The following is a 20,860-nucleotide window of genomic DNA, read 5'->3' on the forward strand; positions in this document are numbered from 1 at the left end:
ATAAAGTTAATCATCTCTATGTCATTAGGGAAGCCAAGGCTTCCCTTTTTTATCTATAGCGCTTGCTGCGCATAACTTCACACGATGTCGTTCAAATCAGTTGCTTATCTATTCCCAAATGGATCTGTACTTCTTTGCTTGATTATTTCCTTAAATTACATCAATTTCGTGATTTTAATTCCTTTAACTTTTTGAGTTTTTTATCATACAGTAATGCACTGCATTATTGATCCGTAGCGTTCCGGTCGATGAACGAGTGACCTGACTTGTAGGCGGATGCAGTTGCATACATCTACAATGTAAAAGTTATGGATAGTTCTTATAGATAAGAGTGTTAATTCGATTGTGGCAAATATAAAAATAACAGTAGACCGATTACAGCCGGGATTACATATCCGCTTACCCGTGAAGTGGAATGATCACCCATTTTTGCTGAATAGCTTTAAAATCAAAAACCAAGATCAGATTAATATTATTAAGCATCTTGGTATTCAGCATGTTTATTTGAATCCCGCTCAAAGTGATGCACAACCATTGCCTCTGCAAGCATTGGAAAGTGGCGCTGGTGATAACCAAATGGCACCAGAGGATGAGTCCGCCATTGATGATGAGGCAAAAAAACTCTGGCAAGAGAAAGAAAACCGGATTGATAAACTGAAAGCCTACCGTCGTCGTGTCGTTCGTTGTGAAAAAGAATTCGAACGCTCTCTGGCACGGATTCGAAGTGTGACGAATAAGATTCGCAATCGACCTCAAGACGCAGTGGAGGAAGCCTCCCAATTGGTGGCGGATGTTGTTGATGAGTTGCTGGCTGAAGAAAGTGTGACTCTCCATCTGATGAATAGCAAAAGTGAGTTTGAAGATATCTATTTTCACTCACTCAATGTATCAGTGATTGCAATGATGATAGGGCGAGTCAAAGGGTTTGATGCGGAGAAGATCAAAGAGTTAGCTTTTGCTGCGCTGTTCCATGATATCGGTAAGATTAAAGTGCCAGCAGCGATTGTCCGGAAACAGACACCACTCACTGGACCAGAGAAAAACTACTTGAGGCAACATACGCGTTATGGTTTTGATATTGCCAATGGTATTGAAGGATTTCCAGAGAGTGCAAAACGGGTGATTAGTCAGCATCATGAACTTATGGATGGTTCCGGTTATCCAGAAGGCATGAAAGGTGATGACATTGATGAGTTAGCGCAGATTATTGCCGTTGCAAACGCTTTTGATTCATTGTGCCATGGCAATCTTATCAGTGAACAGAAAATTCCTTATGCAGCACTATCACATTTGTATAAAAACTGCCGAGATTTATACAATTTTGATAATTTAAGTATCTTAGTGAAGTTTATGGGGGTTTATCCGCCGGGTACGGTTGTGCAATTATCAAATGACATGGTCGGGTTGGTGATTTCGATTAACTCAAATGATTTACTCTATCCGAGTGTCCTGATTTATGATCCGTCTGTGCCAAGGACGGAAGCACCAATTGTTGATTTGGCAGAGAAAGAGTTAACGATTGTCAATGTAGTTTTACCAGCAAAACTACCGGATAAAGTGCGTGAATATTTAAATCCTCGCTCACGGATTTCGTACTTTTTTGATAGTGATGATCAGTAATTGTGTTTGAAAAAACAGCAAATCATAAAAAAATACAAATCATCAATAAAAAGTGTTTGACTCTAAAATTTATCCCGTTAGAATGGCCGCCACTTCGAACGGAGAACGTTTTGAAGAATCGCTCTTTAACAATATAGACCAATCAATCTGTGTGGGCACTCGTCGATAAATATCCAATAAGATTTTATCAATGAACCGAGTGACCAATATCAAGTTGGAGACAGTTTACTGTTATCTTTTACTGTTATCTAACGAGAGCACAGTCAATTCAGCATTACTTATGTAATGTAACTTTTTGCTTCTGCTTTTTTAAAAAGCGGAGACGAAAAGCAGTATTCATTGAGCCGACACGCAAGTGTCAAAAAAACTTTTAATTGAAGAGTTTGATCATGGCTCAGATTGAACGCTGGCGGCAGGCCTAACACATGCAAGTCGAGCGGTAACAGGAAAGAGCTTGCTCTTTTGCTGACGAGCGGCGGACGGGTGAGTAAAGCCTGGGAAATTGCCCTGATGTGGGGGATAACCATTGGAAACGATGGCTAATACCGCATGACGTCTACGGACCAAAGAGGGGGACCTTCGGGCCTCTCGCGTCAGGATATGCCCAGGTGGGATTAGCTAGTTGGTGGGGTAAGGGCTCACCAAGGCGACGATCTCTAGCTGGTCTGAGAGGATGATCAGCCACACTGGAACTGAGACACGGTCCAGACTCCTACGGGAGGCAGCAGTGGGGAATATTGCACAATGGGCGCAAGCCTGATGCAGCCATGCCGCGTGTATGAAGAAGGCCTTCGGGTTGTAAAGTACTTTCAGCAGTGAGGAAGGGGGTAGTTTTAATAGAGCTGCCTTTTGACGTTAGCTGCAGAAGAAGCACCGGCTAACTCCGTGCCAGCAGCCGCGGTAATACGGAGGGTGCGAGCGTTAATCGGAATTACTGGGCGTAAAGCGCATGCAGGTGGTCTTTTAAGTCAGATGTGAAAGCCCGGGGCTTAACCCCGGAGTTGCATTTGAAACTGGGAGGCTAGAGTACTGTAGAGGGGGGTAGAATTTCAGGTGTAGCGGTGAAATGCGTAGAGATCTGAAGGAATACCGGTGGCGAAGGCGGCCCCCTGGACAGATACTGACACTCAGATGCGAAAGCGTGGGGAGCAAACAGGATTAGATACCCTGGTAGTCCACGCCGTAAACGATGTCTACTTGGAGGTTGTTCCCTTGAGGAGTGGCTTTCGGAGCTAACGCGTTAAGTAGACCGCCTGGGGAGTACGGTCGCAAGATTAAAACTCAAATGAATTGACGGGGGCCCGCACAAGCGGTGGAGCATGTGGTTTAATTCGATGCAACGCGAAGAACCTTACCTACTCTTGACATCCAGAGAAGCCGGAAGAGATTCTGGTGTGCCTTCGGGAGCTCTGAGACAGGTGCTGCATGGCTGTCGTCAGCTCGTGTTGTGAAATGTTGGGTTAAGTCCCGCAACGAGCGCAACCCTTATCCTTGATTGCCAGCACTTCGGGTGGGAACTTCAGGGAGACTGCCGGTGATAAACCGGAGGAAGGTGGGGACGACGTCAAGTCATCATGGCCCTTACGAGTAGGGCTACACACGTGCTACAATGGCGTATACAGAGGGCAGCCAACTTGCGAAAGTGAGCGAATCCCAAAAAGTACGTCGTAGTCCGGATTGGAGTCTGCAACTCGACTCCATGAAGTCGGAATCGCTAGTAATCGTGAATCAGAATGTCACGGTGAATACGTTCCCGGGCCTTGTACACACCGCCCGTCACACCATGGGAGTGGGCTGCAAAAGAAGCAGGTAGTTTAACCTTCGGGAGGACGCTTGCCACTTTGTGGTTCATGACTGGGGTGAAGTCGTAACAAGGTAGCGCTAGGGGAACCTGGCGCTGGATCACCTCCTTACGAACAGATATTGAGATGAGTGTCCACACAGATTGATTTGGTTTATGTAGAGTGTATTGTCCCGTTCGTCTAGAGGCCTAGGACACCGCCCTTTCACGGCGGTAACAGGGGTTCGACTCCCCTACGGGATACCACTTCTTTAGTGAAGTTCGGGTCGTTAGCTCAGCTGGTAGAGCAGTTGGCTTTTAACCAATTGGTCACAGGTTCGAATCCTGTACGACCCACCATTTTCCTTCTGTTTGGGGAAACGCCTGAAAGTGGGCGATTAGCTCAGTTGGGAGAGCACCTGCCTTACAAGCAGGGGGTCACTGGTTCGAACCCGGTATCGCCCACCACTTTCTAACTATTTTTAGCTCGACAGCTCAAACCAGCGGTTTTTACCGATGTGGTTCGATTTTGTGGCGCTGAAAGTCATTAGAAAGTGTTGCTTGAATTAATGAAGTATTACACTTTGCTCTTTAACAATTTGGAAAGCTGACAAAATAATGTGTGTTTCTTTGGAAACAGACGATTATTTGTAAAAGTTCTCAATACTTTCTCGAAAGAGAAAGACCAACACAATCAAGTGTCTTGGAAATGCACAGTTTTTCTGTGTCATTCAATTGAGTCCGGCAAAACCAAGTCACACACTCATGTATAAAATATTGTGTGACACCTAATTAGTTGATGATATCAACCCTTAGGTTTTTGCGCTGAGAATTTTTGCCTGAGACAAGGCAGCAAGAAGGATGTCGTAGGGAGCTATCGTCTGATAGTGACCAAGCAACCTTCGACGCTAACGCCGTATTCAGGGAAAAAGGCCAAGCAAAAAAGACTTCTTCGGGTTGTATGGTTAAGTGATTAAGCGTACACGGTGGATGCCTTGGCAGTCAGAGGCGATGAAGGACGTATTAACTTGCGATAAGCGTAGATGAGGTAGTAAAAACCACTTGAGTCTACGATTTCCGAATGGGGAAACCCAACTGCAGCAGCAGTTATCATTAGATGAATACATAGTCTAATGAGGCGAACCGGGAGAACTGAAACATCTAAGTACCCCGAGGAAAAGAAATCAACCGAGATTCCGAGAGTAGCGGCGAGCGAAATCGGAGTAGCCCTTAAGCTTTTGCAGCGTTAGGTGAAGTGTCTGGAAAGGCACGCAATAGAGGGTGATAGCCCCGTAACCGAAGGCGCTGTTTAGGTGAAAACGAGTAAGGCGGGACACGTGATATCCTGTCTGAACATGGGGGGACCATCCTCCAAGGCTAAATACTCCTGACTGACCGATAGTGAACCAGTACCGTGAGGGAAAGGCGAAAAGAACCCCTGTGAGGGGAGTGAAATAGAACCTGAAACCGTGTACGTACAAGCAGTAGGAGCCTCCTTTGTGGGGTGACTGCGTACCTTTTGTATAATGGGTCAGCGACTTATATTCAGTGGCGAGGTTAACCGATTAGGGGAGCCGTAGCGAAAGCGAGTGTTAACTGCGCGTTCAGTCGCTGGATATAGACCCGAAACCGGGTGATCTAGCCATGGGCAGGTTGAAGGTTGAGTAACATCAACTGGAGGACCGAACCGACTAATGTTGAAAAATTAGCGGATGACTTGTGGCTAGGGGTGAAAGGCCAATCAAACCCGGAGATAGCTGGTTCTCCCCGAAAGCTATTTAGGTAGCGCCTCGGACGAATACTACTGGGGGTAGAGCACTGTTAAGGCTAGGGGGTCATCCCGACTTACCAACCCTTTGCAAACTCCGAATACCAGTAAGTACTATCCGGGAGACACACGGCGGGTGCTAACGTCCGTCGTGGAGAGGGAAACAACCCAGACCGCCAGCTAAGGTCCCAAATTACAGCTAAGTGGGAAACGATGTGGGAAGGCTCAGACAGCTAGGATGTTGGCTTAGAAGCAGCCATCATTTAAAGAAAGCGTAATAGCTCACTAGTCGAGTCGGCCTGCGCGGAAGATGTAACGGGGCTAAGCTGTAAACCGAAGCTGCGGCAATGCTCGTGAGAGTATTGGGTAGGGGAGCGTTCTGTAAGCCGTTGAAGGTGGATTGTAAAGTCTGCTGGAGGTATCAGAAGTGCGAATGCTGACATGAGTAACGATAAAGGGAGTGAAAAACTCCCTCGCCGGAAGACCAAGGGTTCCTGTCCAACGTTAATCGGGGCAGGGTAAGTCGACCCCTAAGGCGAGGCCGAAAGGCGTAGTCGATGGGAAACGGGTTAATATTCCCGTACTTGTTGTGAATGCGATGGGGGGACGGAGAAGGCTAGGTGGGCCTGGCGACGGTCGTCCAGGTTCAAGTGCGTAGGCTGTAGAGTTAGGTAAATCCGGCTCTGCGTTAGGCTGAGACACGATGTCGAGCATCTACGGATGTGAAGTCATTGATGCCATGCTTCCGGGAAAAGCCTCTAAGCTTCAGTTCACAAGAAATCGTACCCCAAACCGACACAGGTGGTCGGGTAGAGAATACCAAGGCGCTTGAGAGAACTCGGGTGAAGGAACTAGGCAAAATGGTACCGTAACTTCGGGAGAAGGTACGCTCTTGACGGTGAAGTCCCTTGCGGATGGAGCTGTTGGGAGTCGCAGATACCAGGTGGCTGCAACTGTTTATTAAAAACACAGCACTGTGCAAAATCGTAAGATGACGTATACGGTGTGACGCCTGCCCGGTGCCGGAAGGTTAATTGATGGGGTTAGACTTCGGTCGAAGCTCTTGATCGAAGCCCCGGTAAACGGCGGCCGTAACTATAACGGTCCTAAGGTAGCGAAATTCCTTGTCGGGTAAGTTCCGACCTGCACGAATGGCGTAATGATGGCCACGCTGTCTCCACCCGAGACTCAGTGAAATTGAAATCGCTGTGAAGATGCAGTGTACCCGCGGCTAGACGGAAAGACCCCGTGAACCTTTACTACAGCTTGGCACTGAACATTGAACCTACATGTGTAGGATAGGTGGGAGGCTTTGAAGCGCAGTCGCTAGATTGTGTGGAGCCATCCTTGAAATACCACCCTTGTAGTTTTGATGTTCTAACTTTGGCCCGTTATCCGGGTCGAGGACAGTGCCTGGTGGGTAGTTTGACTGGGGCGGTCTCCTCCCAAAGAGTAACGGAGGAGCACGAAGGTGGGCTAAACACGGTTGGACATCGTGTGGTTAGTGCAATGGCATAAGCCCGCTTAACTGCGAGAATGACAATTCGAGCAGGTGCGAAAGCAGGTCATAGTGATCCGGTGGTTCTGAATGGAAGGGCCATCGCTCAACGGATAAAAGGTACTCCGGGGATAACAGGCTGATACCGCCCAAGAGTTCATATCGACGGCGGTGTTTGGCACCTCGATGTCGGCTCATCACATCCTGGGGCTGAAGTCGGTCCCAAGGGTATGGCTGTTCGCCATTTAAAGTGGTACGCGAGCTGGGTTTAGAACGTCGTGAGACAGTTCGGTCCCTATCTGCCGTGGGCGTTGGAGAATTGAAAGGGGCTGCTCCTAGTACGAGAGGACCGGAGTGGACGAACCACTGGTGTTCGGGTTGTGATGCCAATCGCATTGCCCGGTAGCTAAGTTCGGGATCGATAACCGCTGAAAGCATCTAAGCGGGAAGCGAGCCTTGAGATGAGTTCTCCCTGGCGCTTAAAGCGTCCTGAAGGGTTGTTCGAGACTAGAACGTTGATAGGCAGGGTGTGTAAGCGCTGTGAGGCGTTGAGCTAACCTGTACTAATTGCCCGTGAGACTTAACCATACAACACCGAAGGGGTTTTAGGACTCTTAGAGACTTGATTGTGTAAGAGAATCAGCTTTTCGAATTGAAAGAAATTTGCTTGGCGACCATAGCGTTTTGGACCCACCTGAATCCATGCCGAACTCAGACGTGAAACGAAACAGCGCCGATGGTAGTGTGGGGTCTCCCCATGTGAGAGTAGGACATCGCCAGGCTTTAATTATCATCTTGAGATAGTGATATCTGAAGATGAACTCTAAATAGAGCTGTTCAGCGTAAGACTTTATTTAGCGAATGTCTGTAGAGACAAGCTATTACCCAGTTTGCTGATATAGCTCAGGCGGTAGAGCGCATCCTTGGTAAGGATGAGGTCCCCAGTTCGATTCTGGGTATCAGCACCATTATATAAATGAATTTTGTTTAGCGGCCATAGCGTTTTGGACCCACCTGATTCCATGCCGAACTCAGAAGTGAAACGAAACTGCGCCGATGGTAGTGTGGGGTCTCCCCATGTGAGAGTAGGTCACTGCTAAACACTTATTGAAAGCCCTGACGATGTCAGGGCTTTTTTCGTATAGTCTGATGTATCTTTGATGAATTATCGGTAAATAAAGAAAAAGCTGATGTTATACATCAGCTTTTAATCACGTCTATAAAATCACTTTGTATGCGTCAGGCAATACATTTCGCGTATTGCCAGTTGGCACTTTTAGTTCAAGAAACTTGGGATTTTTGATTCATATTCGGCAATTTTATCTTCATGTTGAAGTGTCAGACCGATATTATCGAGTCCGTTCAGAAGACAGTGGCGACGGAATTCATCTATTTCAAAACTGTACTCTTGACCATTTGCCGACACTTTCATCGCTTCCAGATCAACAGTAATCTCAGCGCCTTGATTGGCTTCAACATATTGGAAAATCGCATCGACTTCGCTTTCCTTCAAGCGAACGGGCACCATCTGGTTGTTAATTGAGTTGCCGTAAAAAATATCAGCAAAGCTTGGCGCTATGATTACCTGAATCCCATAATCAGCCAAAGCCCATGGCGCATGTTCACGGGATGAACCACAACCAAAGTTTTCACGAGCCAGTAGAATACTTGCGCCTTGATAACGGGGGGCATTCATCACAAACTCAGGATTGGGTTGTTGGCCTGCATCATCTAGGAAGCGCCAGTCATGGAATAGATGTTTACCAAAACCGATACGGTTTACTTTTTGCAGAAACTGCTTCGGGATAATTGCATCAGTATCGACGTTCGCTGCATCCAGCGGCACGACTAAACCTGTATGTTTTTTAAATCCTGACATCATTATTCCCCTTGCTCAAGTGTACGAATATCTACAAAGTGTCCAGCGATTGCTGCCGCTGCCGCCATTGCAGGACTGACAAGGTGCGTGCGACCATCTCGGCCCTGGCGTCCTTCAAAGTTTCGGTTTGATGTTGATGCGCAGCGTTCTCCCGGCCCTAGGCGATCATTATTCATCGCCAGACACATTGAGCATCCCGGTAAACGCCATTCAAACCCGGCATCGGTAAAGATTTTATCTAAACCTTCTGACTCTGCTTGTGCTTTGACCTGCTCTGAACCCGGTACAACGATCGCCTGAACGTGTGATGCGACTTTTTTACCCTTAGCAATGTGTGCAGCAGCACGCATGTCTTCAATCCGGGAATTGGTGCAAGAGCCGATGAAAACTTTATCGACGTCATAGTCGGATAGTCGTTTGCCACCTTCAAGCCCCATGTAGTTCAGTGCTTTGAGCGCAGATGATTGCTCGATTAAATCGGTAAAGTTTTCCGGAGTCGGAATGGGGGCATCAATCGAAATGACTTGTCCCGGGTTGGTGCCCCATGTCACTTGAGGTTTAATCTCTGTTGCATCTAATGTCACCACCGCATCGTATTCGGCACCTTCGTCAGACTGCAATGTTTGCCAGTATTCAACTGCTTTGTCCCAGTTTTCACCTGTTGGCGAAAATTTACGGCCTTTGATGTAGTCATATGTCGTTTGATCTGACGCGATCAAACCAGCTTTGGCACCCAGTTCTATCGCCATGTTACAAACCGTCATTCGACCTTCCATTGACAGATCTCGAATGGCCTGACCACAGAATTCAACAACATATCCGGTTCCGCCTGCTGCTGTGGTTTTACCGATGATCGCCAGCACGATATCTTTTGCGGTAATACCTTTTGCAACTTTGCCTTTGACCTCAATTTTCATTGTTTTGGCGCGAGCTTGCTTGAGAGTTTGCGTCGCAAGTACGTGTTCAACTTCAGACGTCCCGATACCGAAAGCCAACGAGCCGAATGCCCCGTGTGTTGCCGTATGAGAGTCACCGCAAACAATGGTCATTCCCGGTAGGGTAATGCCCAGTTCTGGCCCCATAACGTGTACGATACCCTGATATTTATGATTGATATCGTAGAGTGTGACACCGAATTCTTCGCAGTTTTTCGAGAGCGTTTCCATCTGGATCTGAGCCATCTCACCGGAAGCTCTGATATCTTTCGTGGTTGTAGAAACATTATGATCCATGGTGGCAAAGGTTTTGTTGACCTGTCGAACTGGGCGACCTTTTTCCCGGAGTCCGTCGAAAGCTTGTGGTGACGTGACTTCATGGACTAAATGACGATCGATATACAAAATCGGGTTTTCACCTTCAGCGGCGACCACGACATGTGCATCGTAGATTTTTTCGTATAATGTTTTTGCTTTTGACATTGCTTCTACCTTGAGCTTGTTCGTGGACCGAGAGTCCTCTCGGTCACATGCTTATGCACTTAATATATAGGCAGCGATTTTGTCGCCCATTCCAGAGGTTGTCAGTGCGGGTTTATCGGTTGCCAGATCTGCGGTCAGCTCTCCGGCGGATAATGCCTTGCTGACGGCAGACTCAATATCTTGAGCCGCGGCTTCTTCACCCAGACTGTAACGGAGCATTAATGCTGCCGATAAAATCTGGGCAACCGGATTGGCAATGTTTTTCCCTGCGATATCCGGTGCACTGCCACCTGCGGGTTCATACAGCCCGAAATTGCTTTCATTCAGACTGGCTGAAGGAAGCATCCCCATTGAACCGGTGATCATGGCACACTCATCAGAGAGAATATCACCAAAGATATTTGAACATAGCATGACATCGAACTGAGACGGATCTTTAATCAGCTGCATGGTCGCATTATCGATGTACATATGAGACAGTTCGACATCCGGATAATCTTTACCAATTTCGCTCACGACTTCTCGCCATAAGATAGAGCTTTGCAGGACGTTAGCTTTATCAATCGAGCACACTTTCTTACGGCGTAAACGGGCTGACTCAAAAGCAATTTTAGCAATACGTTCAATCTCGTAGCGGTGATAGACTTCCGTATCAAATGCTTTCTCATTGGCGCCTTCGCCCTCGCGACCCTTCGGCTGACCAAAGTAGATCCCTCCAGTGAGCTCGCGTACAACCACGATGTCAAAGCCATTGGCCGATATATCTGCACGGAGAGGCGAAAATGCTTCAAGTCCCTGATGGATTTGTGCTGGACGCAAGTTGCAGAACAGTTGAAAATGCTTACGTAATGGTAATAAAGCACCGCGTTCAGGCTGCTCGTTTGGTGGCAGATGTTCCCATTTTGGCCCTCCGACTGAACCAAACAGAACGGCCTGTGCCTGTTCACACCCTTTCAGAGTCTGTTCCGGAAGCGGACTGCCGTGATAATCAATGGCGATCCCACCCACGTCGTATTCAGTACAGTTAAAAGTGATGTTGTGTTTTGTTTGAATCGCATCAAGTACTTTATGAGCCTGTTGCATGACTTCCGGGCCGATGCCGTCACCGGGCAGTACTGCAATTTTATAAGTTTTGTCTGTCATGTGAGTCCTTGTTAACTCTCGTATTTATTGATTTCTAACTACGTCGGTCTACGTGACACAATGAGACCGACGCTTAGGGTCTTATATTGTTGCTATTATACTGTGGCTATTTTTTTCTGTTTAATGACTTCGATCTGATCGGCACGTTGAATACTGTTGAGCACATGTAATAATGCTTCTCCTGAAGCTTCAACAATATCGGTGGATATCCCTGTTCCATGGTATTTTCGCCCTTTATAGTTGGCAATAATATCAGCCTGTCCCAAGCCGTCTTCACCTTCTCCTTTCGCGGTCAAATCGAATTTATCGAGGACGATATCGTAACCGGTAACACGATAAATACATTGGTACAATGCGTCCACGGGACCGTTACCGACAGCGGCTTCGCATTTTTCTTCATCACCACATTGCAGTTTAATTGTGGTGGTTGCCATTACGCTGCCCGATTGAACACTCAGATAGTTTAGTTTGTAGAAGTTATCTTCTTCACGTAAGTTGGAGAAGAACATCAAGGATTCTAAGTCATAATCGAACACTTGACCTTTGCGGTCAGCAAGTTTCAGGAAATCTTCATACAGTGCATCCAAATTATACTCATCTTCCTGATAACCCATTGCGTTCATATGGCTCTTCACCGCAGCTCTGCCGCTACGACTTGTCAGATTTAATGCCTGATTTTTTAAACCAATCGACTCTGGGGTCATAATTTCATAGGTATTTTTATTCTTCAGCATACCATCTTGATGGATGCCGGAAGAGTGGCTGAACGCATTGGCACCCACGATCGCTTTGTTGCTTTGGATCGGCATATTACAGATCTGGCTGATCATTTTACTTGTCCGGTGAATCTCCTCGTGCTTGATACCGGTATGCACACCTAAAAGCTCTTGGCGGGTCTTGATGATCATCGCGATCTCTTCTAGCGCACAGTTTCCGGCCCGTTCACCGATACCGTTGATGGTTCCTTCAACCTGACGGGCTCCCGCTTGAACAGCCGAGATCGAGTTGGCAACGGACATTCCCAAATCGTCGTGGCAGTGGACAGAAATAATTGCTTTATCAATGTTGGGGACACGGTTGAATAATGTCTGAATGATACCACCGAATTCTCCCGGGACAGTATAACCAACTGTGTCGGGGATATTAATTGTTCTGGCACCAGCCTCAATTGCGGCTTCAACCATCCGGCATAAGTTGTCGATTGGTGTCCGACCAGCGTCTTCACAAGAGAATTCAACATCATCGGTATAACGACGTGCATGTTTGATCGCTTTGACCCCCATCTCTACCACTTGGTCATAGCTACGACGAAGCTTGTCCTGAACATGAACGGTTGAGGTTGAAATAAACGTGTGAATTCTGAATGCTTCAGCAACTTTCAAGGCTTCTGCTGCAGCATCAATGTCTTTTTCTACTGCGCGGGCAAGCGCACAAACTTGGCTGTTTTTGATGTTTTTCGCGATGGTTTGTACCGATTCGAAATCACCTGGCGAGGAGACCGGAAACCCTGCTTCAATCACATCCACGCCCAGTCGTTCCAGAGCGTAAGCAATTTGTAATTTCTCTCTCTCCGTTAAACTAGCAGATAATGCTTGTTCTCCGTCCCGTAAGGTTGTATCGAAGATAATGACCTGATCGTTCATATTGGCTGGCTCCTAGATCGATAAGTGGTTGTGTTTGCTCACTTGATGTTTTCTTTTGTAAGTGTTTTTAGCTATAAAAAAACCCGCATTTCGATGCGGGTTTTTGTGATTCTTTGTGGTGTTTTCTATCCACTGGCTACCCGCGCGATTGATACACGATAAGGAGGAGGCCTAGTAGGAGAGAAGTTTTCAATGTCATATTCATTTACTTTCCACAAAATTCAATAACAAATTAGTACCGCACCTGATACATCACGTCAACCCAAAATTGTATATTTATTGGTAGTACCTCTTTCATTATGCCCATCGGCTTACTAGCCGAGGGTATTTATTAGTTCAATAGCTTTCATATTTCCGACAACAACAATCTTCATACTTTCGACAACAAATAGTCACACCGCTGTCATCTGGACTGATTAGTGTCTTGGATATAAAGGGGTTGAACTACAGGAATGCAGTCATGAGAGTTATTGAACCGATTGTGAAATTTGATCTGGCCTTGTCACTGTTCTGTCTGCAACATAGATTCAGTTATCCATTGGCACGTATCAGCCGAGCGGTATCCCATACTGGAGACGGTCATTTATATGTTGTCATCGGTGGTGCTGCTTTTTTGGTTGATGAGATTGCAGGTCAGGCATTACTCGTCACTGGATTGATCTCCTTTCTGATTGAGCTGCCGCTTTACTGGTTATTGAAAAACCTTTTTCAACGGCGTCGTCCTCAAGAGTTCTCCTCAAGAGTCATTGCTTATATTACGCCTTCTGATCGGTTTAGCTTACCCTCCGGGCATACAAGTGCCGCTTTTCTGATGGCAACACTCATTGCTTCCTTTTATCCATCATTGTCAGTGATGGTGTTTCTCTGGGCGGGGTGTATTGGCGCTGCTCGTATTTTGTTGGGGGTTCATTTTTTCACGGATGTACTGATTGGTGCCTTACTTGGTATGAGCTGCGCACAAGCTGGCCAACTGGTCATGGAGTGGATGATTTGAAAATTCTCTATGGTGTTCAGGGAACCGGAAACGGTCATACAGCACGAGCCAGAGCGATGAGCCATGCACTCCGGCAATATCATGTTGATGTCGATTTTATTTTCAGCGGCAGAGAGCAAGATAAATATTTTTCAATGGATAGCTTTGGCAATTATCAAACCCGCCGTGGGTTGACGTTTATGACTGAAAAAGGACGGGTTAATTATTTAAAAACCGCCAGAGAGAATCGTTTCGGTCAATTGATTTCCGATATCCGCCAGCTTGATCTCAGCACTTATGATTTAGTGATCAGTGATTTTGAACCGATTACGTCGTGGGCCGCAAAATTACAGCACAAACCCTGTATCAGTCTTAGTCATCAGAATGCTTTTCGTTATCCGGTACCGTTAAAGGGGGCCAACTGGCTCGATAAGAAGATTATTACCAATTTCGCGCCTGCAGATCATTATCTTGGGTTGCACTGGTATCACTTCGAACATCCGATTTTACCGCCGATTATCCATACCGGAGGGGCGGCAGCAGAAAACCAACCTTTCGTTTTAGTCTATCTCCCATTCGAATCTCTGGAATCCATTATGGATCTGTTCTTTCGTTTCGGTCACTATCAGTTTGTCTGTTATCACCCCATGGTTGATGAAATGAAACAGACAGAGAACATGACATTTCATCCATTATGCCATGAGCTCTTCCAAGAGCATTTACGTTGCTGTGCCGGCGTGATTGCCAATGGTGGATTTGAGCTCCCTTCTGAAGCCATGTCATATGGCAAAAAATTACTACTCAAACCTTTGATTGGCCAATTTGAGCAGCAGAGTAACGTGGCAACACTTGAAATTCTGGGGCTCGCTTCTGCGATGGAATCGCTTGATGTCGCCGTGATTCGGCAGTGGCTCGATGAACCGAATGCCGAGCGAGTCGTTTATCCCGATGTTGCTCAAGCCATTGCTGAATGGGTGGTTCAGGGGCGTTGGGATAGTCATCAGCAACTGTGTCAGTCACTCTGGAAACAGGTCAACTTTCCTGACTATGTCATGGTGTAACCCGCATAAAAGTGTAACCCGCATAAAATCATTGATCACAATTAATCTATTTTGCTTGTCATATATGAGATGAATGATTATAGGTTTTCTGTCGCAAACCTATAACTCACGTCAATTAATTTTGTGAATACGATAAAAACCGCGGTTTTATCTTTTTTGATGTTTTTTTAACGACATGATTTTTAAGTATATTTTTAAAAATGAGGTAAAATAAACTGACTTTTTATCAATCTAGTTGCCTTTTGTACATCAATTAAAAGATAGTGAATTGCACAGCCTACTTATACGAACTATCAATAGGTTGTTCAAAATAGAATCACGTTGAGTCACTTTATCTGATGTATGTCACGTCGCCTGACAAGAGTGCTATTCCGAGAGGGATAACGAAAGTGATGACTGAAGCAAAATAAGAGGCATTTTAATGTTAGAAAAAAAAGAAGTTATCCAACCAGTCGCCAGCTATCGGATGGAAAGTACGCTACGAGGCGTTGATTTGAATTTGCTCACCGTGTTTGATGCGGTCATGCAAGAACAAAATATTACTCGGGCAGCTCATAATTTAGGAATGTCTCAGCCAGCAGTAAGTAACGCTGTGGCACGTTTGAAAGTGATGTTTAATGATGAACTGTTCATGCGGCAAGGGCGAGGCATTCAGCCGACTCAGCGCGCCCGACAGCTTTTTGGCCCGATTCGCCAAGCATTACAGTTAATTCGTAATGAACTACCGAATTCTGTCTTTACACCTGAATCTTCAACCAGGCAGTTTAACTTAGCGATTTGTAGTCCGAATGATTTGCGCTTCGCACCGAAGGTTTTCTCTTCAATTCACGATCAGGCGCCTCAAGTGCAACTCCATTTGGAAGCGGATTCGAACCAACAACTTGCTGAGCGGTTGCGTTATCAGGAAGTCGATTTTGTGATTGACTATGCGCGTTTTGAAGAATCCGGTTTCTGTAGTACCGAAATTTTCCAAGATGAGCTGGTGATTGTTGCCTCTAAACAACACCCTCGAATTCAAGGCTCGATTACCCCAGCACAGGTCATAGAAGAGCAACACGCGAAGCTATCTCAGGCACATGGTATCCGGAGTTTCAGTGAACAGGCTTACCGAGATATCGATTGCCATTCCCACTATGAGGGGACAAGCTTAAGCAATGTGCTTTATGTTGTCAGTCAGTCAGAACTGATTACCATCGCACCACGTTGGTTGGTGGAAGCGTCACCTAACAGAGAGCAACTTCAAACGATTGCTTCACCATTTGAACGTAAACAGATCAGTGGTTACCTGAGCTGGCACGAATCGAATGAAAAAGATAAGGGACACGGTTGGCTGAGAGAGCAGCTCATGATGATTTGTGGTGAAATTGTCAGTGCTTCTGTAACCCATTAATATTGTGTTTCATCCTGATGTTGCCGACCCGATGAAAATCAGGGAAGGCAACATCTGTTTATTTCTGCCTTTCTCTTTTCTCTTCCTGCTCCGAATTTTCCCTGATAATCATCATTGGTTAGAACACTTACCTAATATCAACAGATTCGCTTCTTATTTAGCATTTTGATGACCTTTGTTACATAAAATAAATATTTTATGTCTTTTTTATTCTTGGATTTAACATGGTCATCTGTATTTAAATGTTTTTTTCATATATAGTTCTGAATAAATGCCTGTGTACAACATATTCGGTAAATTGCAGTCAGAAACTGAATAGACCAATCTTTCTGAAGCGAGTAAAGTTGCTCTATCCCTTGCGGTGTTATGACTCTGCAAGGACATAGCCATTAGCGAATCGATTTCGATTAGGCTACGAATAAGCCCTAGACTATGTAACCAACCAGACTGTTGAACTGACCTCGGGATACAGTGACTGGTAAGGAGAATAATATGGTAATGCTATCCGGTGCAGAGATGGTTGTTCAGTCTCTGATCGAAGAAGGTGTCGAGCAGATTTTTGGTTACCCCGGTGGATCCGTGCTTGATATCTATGATGCCCTTCATGAAAAAACCGACCAAATCAAACATGTCCTTGTTCGTCATGAACAGGCGGCAACTCATATGGCTGACGGTTATGCCCGCTCGACCGGTAAACCCGGTGTCGTGCTGGTTTGCTCTGGCCCGGGGGCAACCAATACCGTGACCGGTATTGCGACAGCCTATATGGATTCCATTCCGATGATCGTTATATCAGGCAACGTCCCTAACAGCTTGATTGGCAATGATGCATTTCAAGAGTGTGATATCGTTGGGGTTTCCCGGCCGATTGTGAAACATAGCTTTTTGGTTAAAAAAGCTGAAGATATTCCCGAAACGATTAAAAAAGCATTCTATATTGCTTCGACCGGTCGTCCTGGCCCTGTGGTCATTGATTTGCCGAAGGATATCATGAATCCTCAGGTTAAATTGCCTTATCAATATCCGAAAACCATCAAGATGCGCTCTTATAATCCGACAACAAGTGGACATAAAGGGCAGATAAAGAAAGCACTCAAAGCGCTGTTAGATGCGAAAAAACCAGTTTTATATGTTGGTGGTGGTGCGGTTATTTCTGAGGCGGATAAGCAGATTATTCAGTTAGCGGAAACCTTGAATTTACCGGTGGTCAGTACCCTGATGGGATTAGGCGCTTTTCCCGGCACTCACGCAAATGCGCTGGGGATGTTGGGAATGCACGGTGTTTATGAAGCCAATATGGCGATGCATCATGCCGATTTGATTTTTGGTATCGGTGTCCGGTTTGATGACCGCACGACGAATAATCTGGAAAAATACTGCCCTAACGCCAAAATCATGCACATTGATATTGACCCGTCTTCCATTTCAAAGAATGTCCCAGCGGATTTACCCATCGTCGGCTCAGCAGAAAAAGTTTTGGAAACCATGTTGAAGTTGCTGGTTGAGCAGGGGGGCTCGAATGATGCCAACGCGTTGGAACAATGGTGGCAAGAGATTCAAGTGTGGCGGGAGCGTCAGTGCCTTGCTTATCAGAAATCCAATGATCGGATCAAACCGCAGCAAGTGATCGAAACGCTCCATCGGTTGACCGAAGGGAATGCCTATGTCGCTTCTGATGTCGGGCAACACCAAATGTTCGCGGCACTTTATTACCCGTTTAACAAGCCGCGTCGCTGGATCAATTCAGGTGGCCTTGGCACGATGGGATTTGGTTTACCTGCCGGGATGGGGGTCAAATTCTCTCATCCGGAAGAAGAAGTGGTTGTGGTGACTGGAGACGGGAGTATTCAGATGAATATTCAAGAGCTGTCAACCGCACTTCAATATGATATTCCAGTCAAGATCATCAACCTGAATAACCGTTTCTTGGGGATGGTCAAACAGTGGCAGGATATTATTTATCAGGGACGTCACTCGAATTCATATATGAGTTCTGTGCCGGACTTTGCTGCAATCGCAGAAGCTTATGGGCATGTCGGTATCCGTATCTCGACACCGGATGAATTAGAAGCCGGATTGAAGAAAGCACTGGATCTGAAAGATCGTCTGGTGTTTGTGGATATCAATGTCGATGAAACAGAGCACGTTTACCCGATGCAGATTAAAGGCGAAGGGATGGACAAAATGTGGTTGAGCAAAACGGAGAGAACCTGATGAGACACATTATTTCAGTATTAATGGAGAACCAACCCGGTGCTTTGTCTCGTGTGGTCGGATTGTTCTCCCAGCGTGGTTTCAATATCGAAACGTTGAATGTATCCCCGACTGACGATGAGACGTTATCTCGTCTTAACATCACGACGAAAACCAACGCGATGGAGCTGGAGCAGATTCAGAAGCAGCTTCACAAGTTGATTGATGTATTGAAAGTTCAGGAAGTATCAGAGTTTGAACATATAGAACGGGAGTTGATGCTGGTGAAAGTGAGAGCCAGTGGTGCAGTCCGGGCTGAGGTGCAACGGACGACGGACATTTTCAGAGGTCAAATCGTCGATGTTACCAGTAGTCAGTATACCATTCAGATGGGTGGAACAACCGATAAACTGGATGCATTTATCGAGGCGATCTCAGAAGTGACGGAAGTGCTAGAGGTTGCTCGCAGTGGTGTTGTGGGGATCGCCCGCCGTGAACGGGCACTGCGCGCGTAATATCTTGTATCTCGTGGCAAAACGCAATAAAAAACCGGCATCAGCCGGTTTTTTTACGGGTATCCAATTTGATTGGATATCAGCTGCGCCTCGCCAATAAAGTAGCCATCTTCATCAAATCGTTTCACTGCTCCGTTCTCTACAACGATGGTGATTTTTCGGATATCTGAAAACTGCCAATTACGCCATTGGTAAACAAACTGATCGTGTTCAACCCACCAATAGCCCTCATCCATATCATTAGGGCGGTCAGAAACCCCCGTCATTTTGCCATCGGCCTGAAAGGTGATTCGGTAAGGAATATTAAAACAGTCTTTGGTTAAGAGGGTCTGATTTTTCAGCAGATGACGAATCGCTTTACTACGGAGTGGCGGTTGCTGACATTCCTGAAGGGTTTCGATTGGCATGACTTGTTTAGCGATTTGGGAAAGAAGCGCAATCCCTTCCCGAATCTGTTCCGTTCTGATAGATTGGAAACACAGCCGGAAGCTATTGGTCCGTTCATCACAGTAATAGTATTTGGCGCCATTGTTAATCAGAATACCATGTTGTTCGGCCAGTTCTTCAAATCTCCCGGCATCGAATCCCTGTTTATAGTCGATCCAGAAAGCCGTCCCTGCCAATGAAGGTGTCACACCTGACTGCGGAAAATAGTAATTCAGTGCCTTCTCCATCGTCAGCCATTTTTCCCGATAACGTTTGAGCATTCTTTGAGCCAGCGCATCGTAATATCCAAGGCTGAGAAACAACGCAAGGGTTTGACAATTATTCTTCGGAGGTAAGCTATGTGTTCTGAACTGAAGGGCCTTTATTTGTGAGATCAAGGGGGCGGGAGCAACGATATACCCGAGTCGTAACCCCGGAGCAATTGTCGAAGAAAAACTGGAGATATAGATAATACGCTCACTGGATGATTCACTTTTCAGTGGCGGACAAGTGTCTTCGATAAAATTAATATCATGTTCAAAGTCATCTTCAATGATCAAGAAGTCATGTTCCTCAGCCAGCGTAAGGAGCTTCTGGCGACGACTGGCAGACAGACGTACAGTCGTCGGAAATTGATTGCTTGGCGTGGTATAAACCAGTTGGCAGTCGGTCAGTCGTTCATCAATCATCATCCCTTCTTGATCCACATTGATCGGCACGATCTCTGCGCGTCTGGCCTGAAACTGGTGTAATGCCTCGGGATAACCGGGATTTTCAACCGCAATTGAGGAGTCAGCCGAGAGGAGCAGTTTTGACAGATAATAGAGGCTGTTCTGACACCCGAGTGTGATAGCGATATTGTCTCGATTGACGAATATGCCACGCTTGGTCAACACGCGGATGCGGATCTGTTCAATCAGCTCATCATAGTCTGAGTCATTTGATGTCCAAGTACGATGATTGATGCGATTGAGAGACTGAATACTGCATTTGCGCCATTCAGAAACTGGGAATAAGTCCTCATCAACAACGCCACTGACAAAGAGATAAGCATAATTTTTGAGCGCTTTGGCTTCGCGTTCCGAAACACTGTTTTCAGAGATCAGATAACGGCTCCAATCAAGCTGGGTTGATTGTTCTTGTGGGGTTGTCGAAGCGAGTGGTGTGACGGAGATGTCCAGAGCTGGGTTGACAAAATAGCCTTTGCGCTCAATGGAGACAAGGATCCCTTCTTCGGTCAGTAGCTCGTAAACGCGCAAAATTGTGTTTCTGGAAACATTGAGATCTTTTGCTAACTTCCGTGAAGAGGCAAGGGGAGATTGCTTAGGAATGAAGCCATCGAAGATTGCTTTGGCAAGACTGCTTTTGATTTGATCTTGCAGGGTTTTGGAATCCTGCGGATCAAGGTGGATATACTGGCTTAGCATACGGCTCCTACAACTGTTTCTTGTGCCGCTGACTAATCCGAGTGAAGCAACGAAGATACGGACATGCAACGTGACCGCATCTTCGCTGGAGGTACTTTTCTCTGGATGTACCTTTCTCTGAATGTA

11 protein-coding genes, 4 tRNA genes and 4 rRNA genes are annotated in these 20,860 nt (G+C 46.2%); 14 read left to right on the top strand and 5 right to left on the bottom strand.

What is annotated here, in order from left to right; translation table 11 throughout:
* Positions 1-345: 345 nt before the first annotated feature.
* The 9 genes from OCU60_RS02285 (at position 346) to rrf (OCU60_RS02325) (ending at position 7,768) form a co-directional block, all read left to right on the top strand.
* Positions 346-1,620: an HD-GYP domain-containing protein gene (locus OCU60_RS02285; RefSeq protein WP_074372052.1), complete on the top strand. Its 1,275-nt coding sequence runs from the start codon at positions 346-348 to the stop codon at positions 1,618-1,620.
* Between the two features lie 371 nt (positions 1,621-1,991).
* Positions 1,992-3,533: ribosomal RNA gene (locus tag OCU60_RS02290) — 16S ribosomal RNA — on the top strand.
* 58 nt (positions 3,534-3,591) lie between these two features.
* Positions 3,592-3,667: transfer RNA gene (locus tag OCU60_RS02295), tRNA-Glu, on the top strand.
* A 17-nt stretch (positions 3,668-3,684) separates the two neighbouring features.
* A tRNA-Lys gene (locus tag OCU60_RS02300) sits at positions 3,685-3,760 on the top strand.
* Between the two features lie 32 nt (positions 3,761-3,792).
* Positions 3,793-3,868: transfer RNA gene (locus tag OCU60_RS02305), tRNA-Val, on the top strand.
* Positions 3,869-4,363: 495 nt separating this feature from the next.
* Positions 4,364-7,254: ribosomal RNA gene (locus OCU60_RS02310) — 23S ribosomal RNA — on the top strand.
* 78 nt (positions 7,255-7,332) lie between these two features.
* Positions 7,333-7,448: ribosomal RNA gene (gene rrf / locus OCU60_RS02315) — 5S ribosomal RNA — on the top strand.
* Between the two features lie 110 nt (positions 7,449-7,558).
* Positions 7,559-7,634, top strand: a tRNA-Thr gene (locus OCU60_RS02320).
* Between the two features lie 18 nt (positions 7,635-7,652).
* Positions 7,653-7,768, top strand: a 5S ribosomal RNA gene (gene rrf / locus OCU60_RS02325).
* The 16S, 23S and 5S rRNA genes sit together here with 4 tRNA genes alongside, the layout of an rRNA operon.
* A gap of 174 nt (positions 7,769-7,942) precedes the next feature.
* Here the strand turns inward: rrf (OCU60_RS02325) and leuD are convergent.
* From leuD to leuA, 4 genes are all read right to left on the bottom strand, one after another.
* On the bottom strand, positions 7,943-8,545 hold the full coding sequence (gene leuD / locus OCU60_RS02330; protein WP_074372688.1) for a 3-isopropylmalate dehydratase small subunit: 603 nt from the start codon (positions 8,543-8,545) through the stop codon (positions 7,943-7,945).
* Between the two features lie 2 nt (positions 8,546-8,547).
* Positions 8,548-9,963, bottom strand: a complete 1,416-nt coding sequence (gene leuC, locus OCU60_RS02335; RefSeq protein ID WP_074372689.1) for a 3-isopropylmalate dehydratase large subunit — start codon at positions 9,961-9,963, stop codon at positions 8,548-8,550.
* Positions 9,964-10,014: 51 nt separating this feature from the next.
* Positions 10,015-11,106 carry a 3-isopropylmalate dehydrogenase gene (gene leuB / locus OCU60_RS02340; protein WP_074372690.1) on the bottom strand — a complete coding sequence of 364 codons (1,092 nt, stop codon included), beginning with the start codon at positions 11,104-11,106 and terminating at the stop codon, positions 10,015-10,017.
* 95 nt (positions 11,107-11,201) lie between these two features.
* On the bottom strand, positions 11,202-12,749 hold the full coding sequence (gene leuA, locus OCU60_RS02345) for a 2-isopropylmalate synthase (protein WP_074372691.1): 1,548 nt from the start codon (positions 12,747-12,749) through the stop codon (positions 11,202-11,204).
* Between the two features lie 460 nt (positions 12,750-13,209).
* Between leuA and OCU60_RS02350 the strand changes: the two genes are divergently transcribed.
* The 5 genes from OCU60_RS02350 (at position 13,210) to ilvN (ending at position 18,881) form a co-directional block, all read left to right on the top strand.
* Positions 13,210-13,743 (top strand): phosphatase PAP2 family protein, encoded by a 534-nt coding sequence (locus tag OCU60_RS02350; RefSeq protein WP_074372692.1) that lies wholly within the window; start codon positions 13,210-13,212, stop codon positions 13,741-13,743.
* Positions 13,740-14,783, top strand: a complete 1,044-nt coding sequence (locus OCU60_RS02355; protein WP_074372886.1) for an MJ1255/VC2487 family glycosyltransferase — start codon at positions 13,740-13,742, stop codon at positions 14,781-14,783. Before OCU60_RS02350 ends, OCU60_RS02355 begins: the two co-directional genes overlap by 4 nt.
* A 421-nt stretch (positions 14,784-15,204) precedes the next feature.
* Entirely contained in the window at positions 15,205-16,173 is a 969-nt protein-coding gene (leuO, locus tag OCU60_RS02360) for a transcriptional regulator LeuO (RefSeq protein ID WP_074372693.1), read from the top strand.
* Between the two features lie 492 nt (positions 16,174-16,665).
* The gene (locus tag OCU60_RS02365) at positions 16,666-18,387 is read left to right on the top strand and encodes an acetolactate synthase 3 large subunit (protein ID WP_074372694.1); all 1,722 of its coding nucleotides are present in this window, start codon (positions 16,666-16,668) and stop codon (positions 18,385-18,387) included.
* Entirely contained in the window at positions 18,387-18,881 is a 495-nt protein-coding gene (ilvN, locus tag OCU60_RS02370) for an acetolactate synthase small subunit (protein WP_074372695.1), read from the top strand. The genes OCU60_RS02365 and ilvN overlap by 1 nt, the downstream gene beginning before the upstream one ends.
* A 53-nt stretch (positions 18,882-18,934) precedes the next feature.
* On the opposite strand, the gene pdxR is transcribed toward ilvN, so the two are convergent.
* Positions 18,935-20,734 carry a MocR-like pyridoxine biosynthesis transcription factor PdxR gene (pdxR, locus tag OCU60_RS02375; RefSeq protein ID WP_074372696.1) on the bottom strand — a complete coding sequence of 600 codons (1,800 nt, stop codon included), beginning with the start codon at positions 20,732-20,734 and terminating at the stop codon, positions 18,935-18,937.
* Between the last annotated feature and the right edge of the window lie 126 nt (positions 20,735-20,860).

It is taken from the genome of Vibrio spartinae (assembly GCF_024347135.1).
Classification (GTDB): domain Bacteria; phylum Pseudomonadota; class Gammaproteobacteria; order Enterobacterales; family Vibrionaceae; genus Vibrio; species Vibrio spartinae.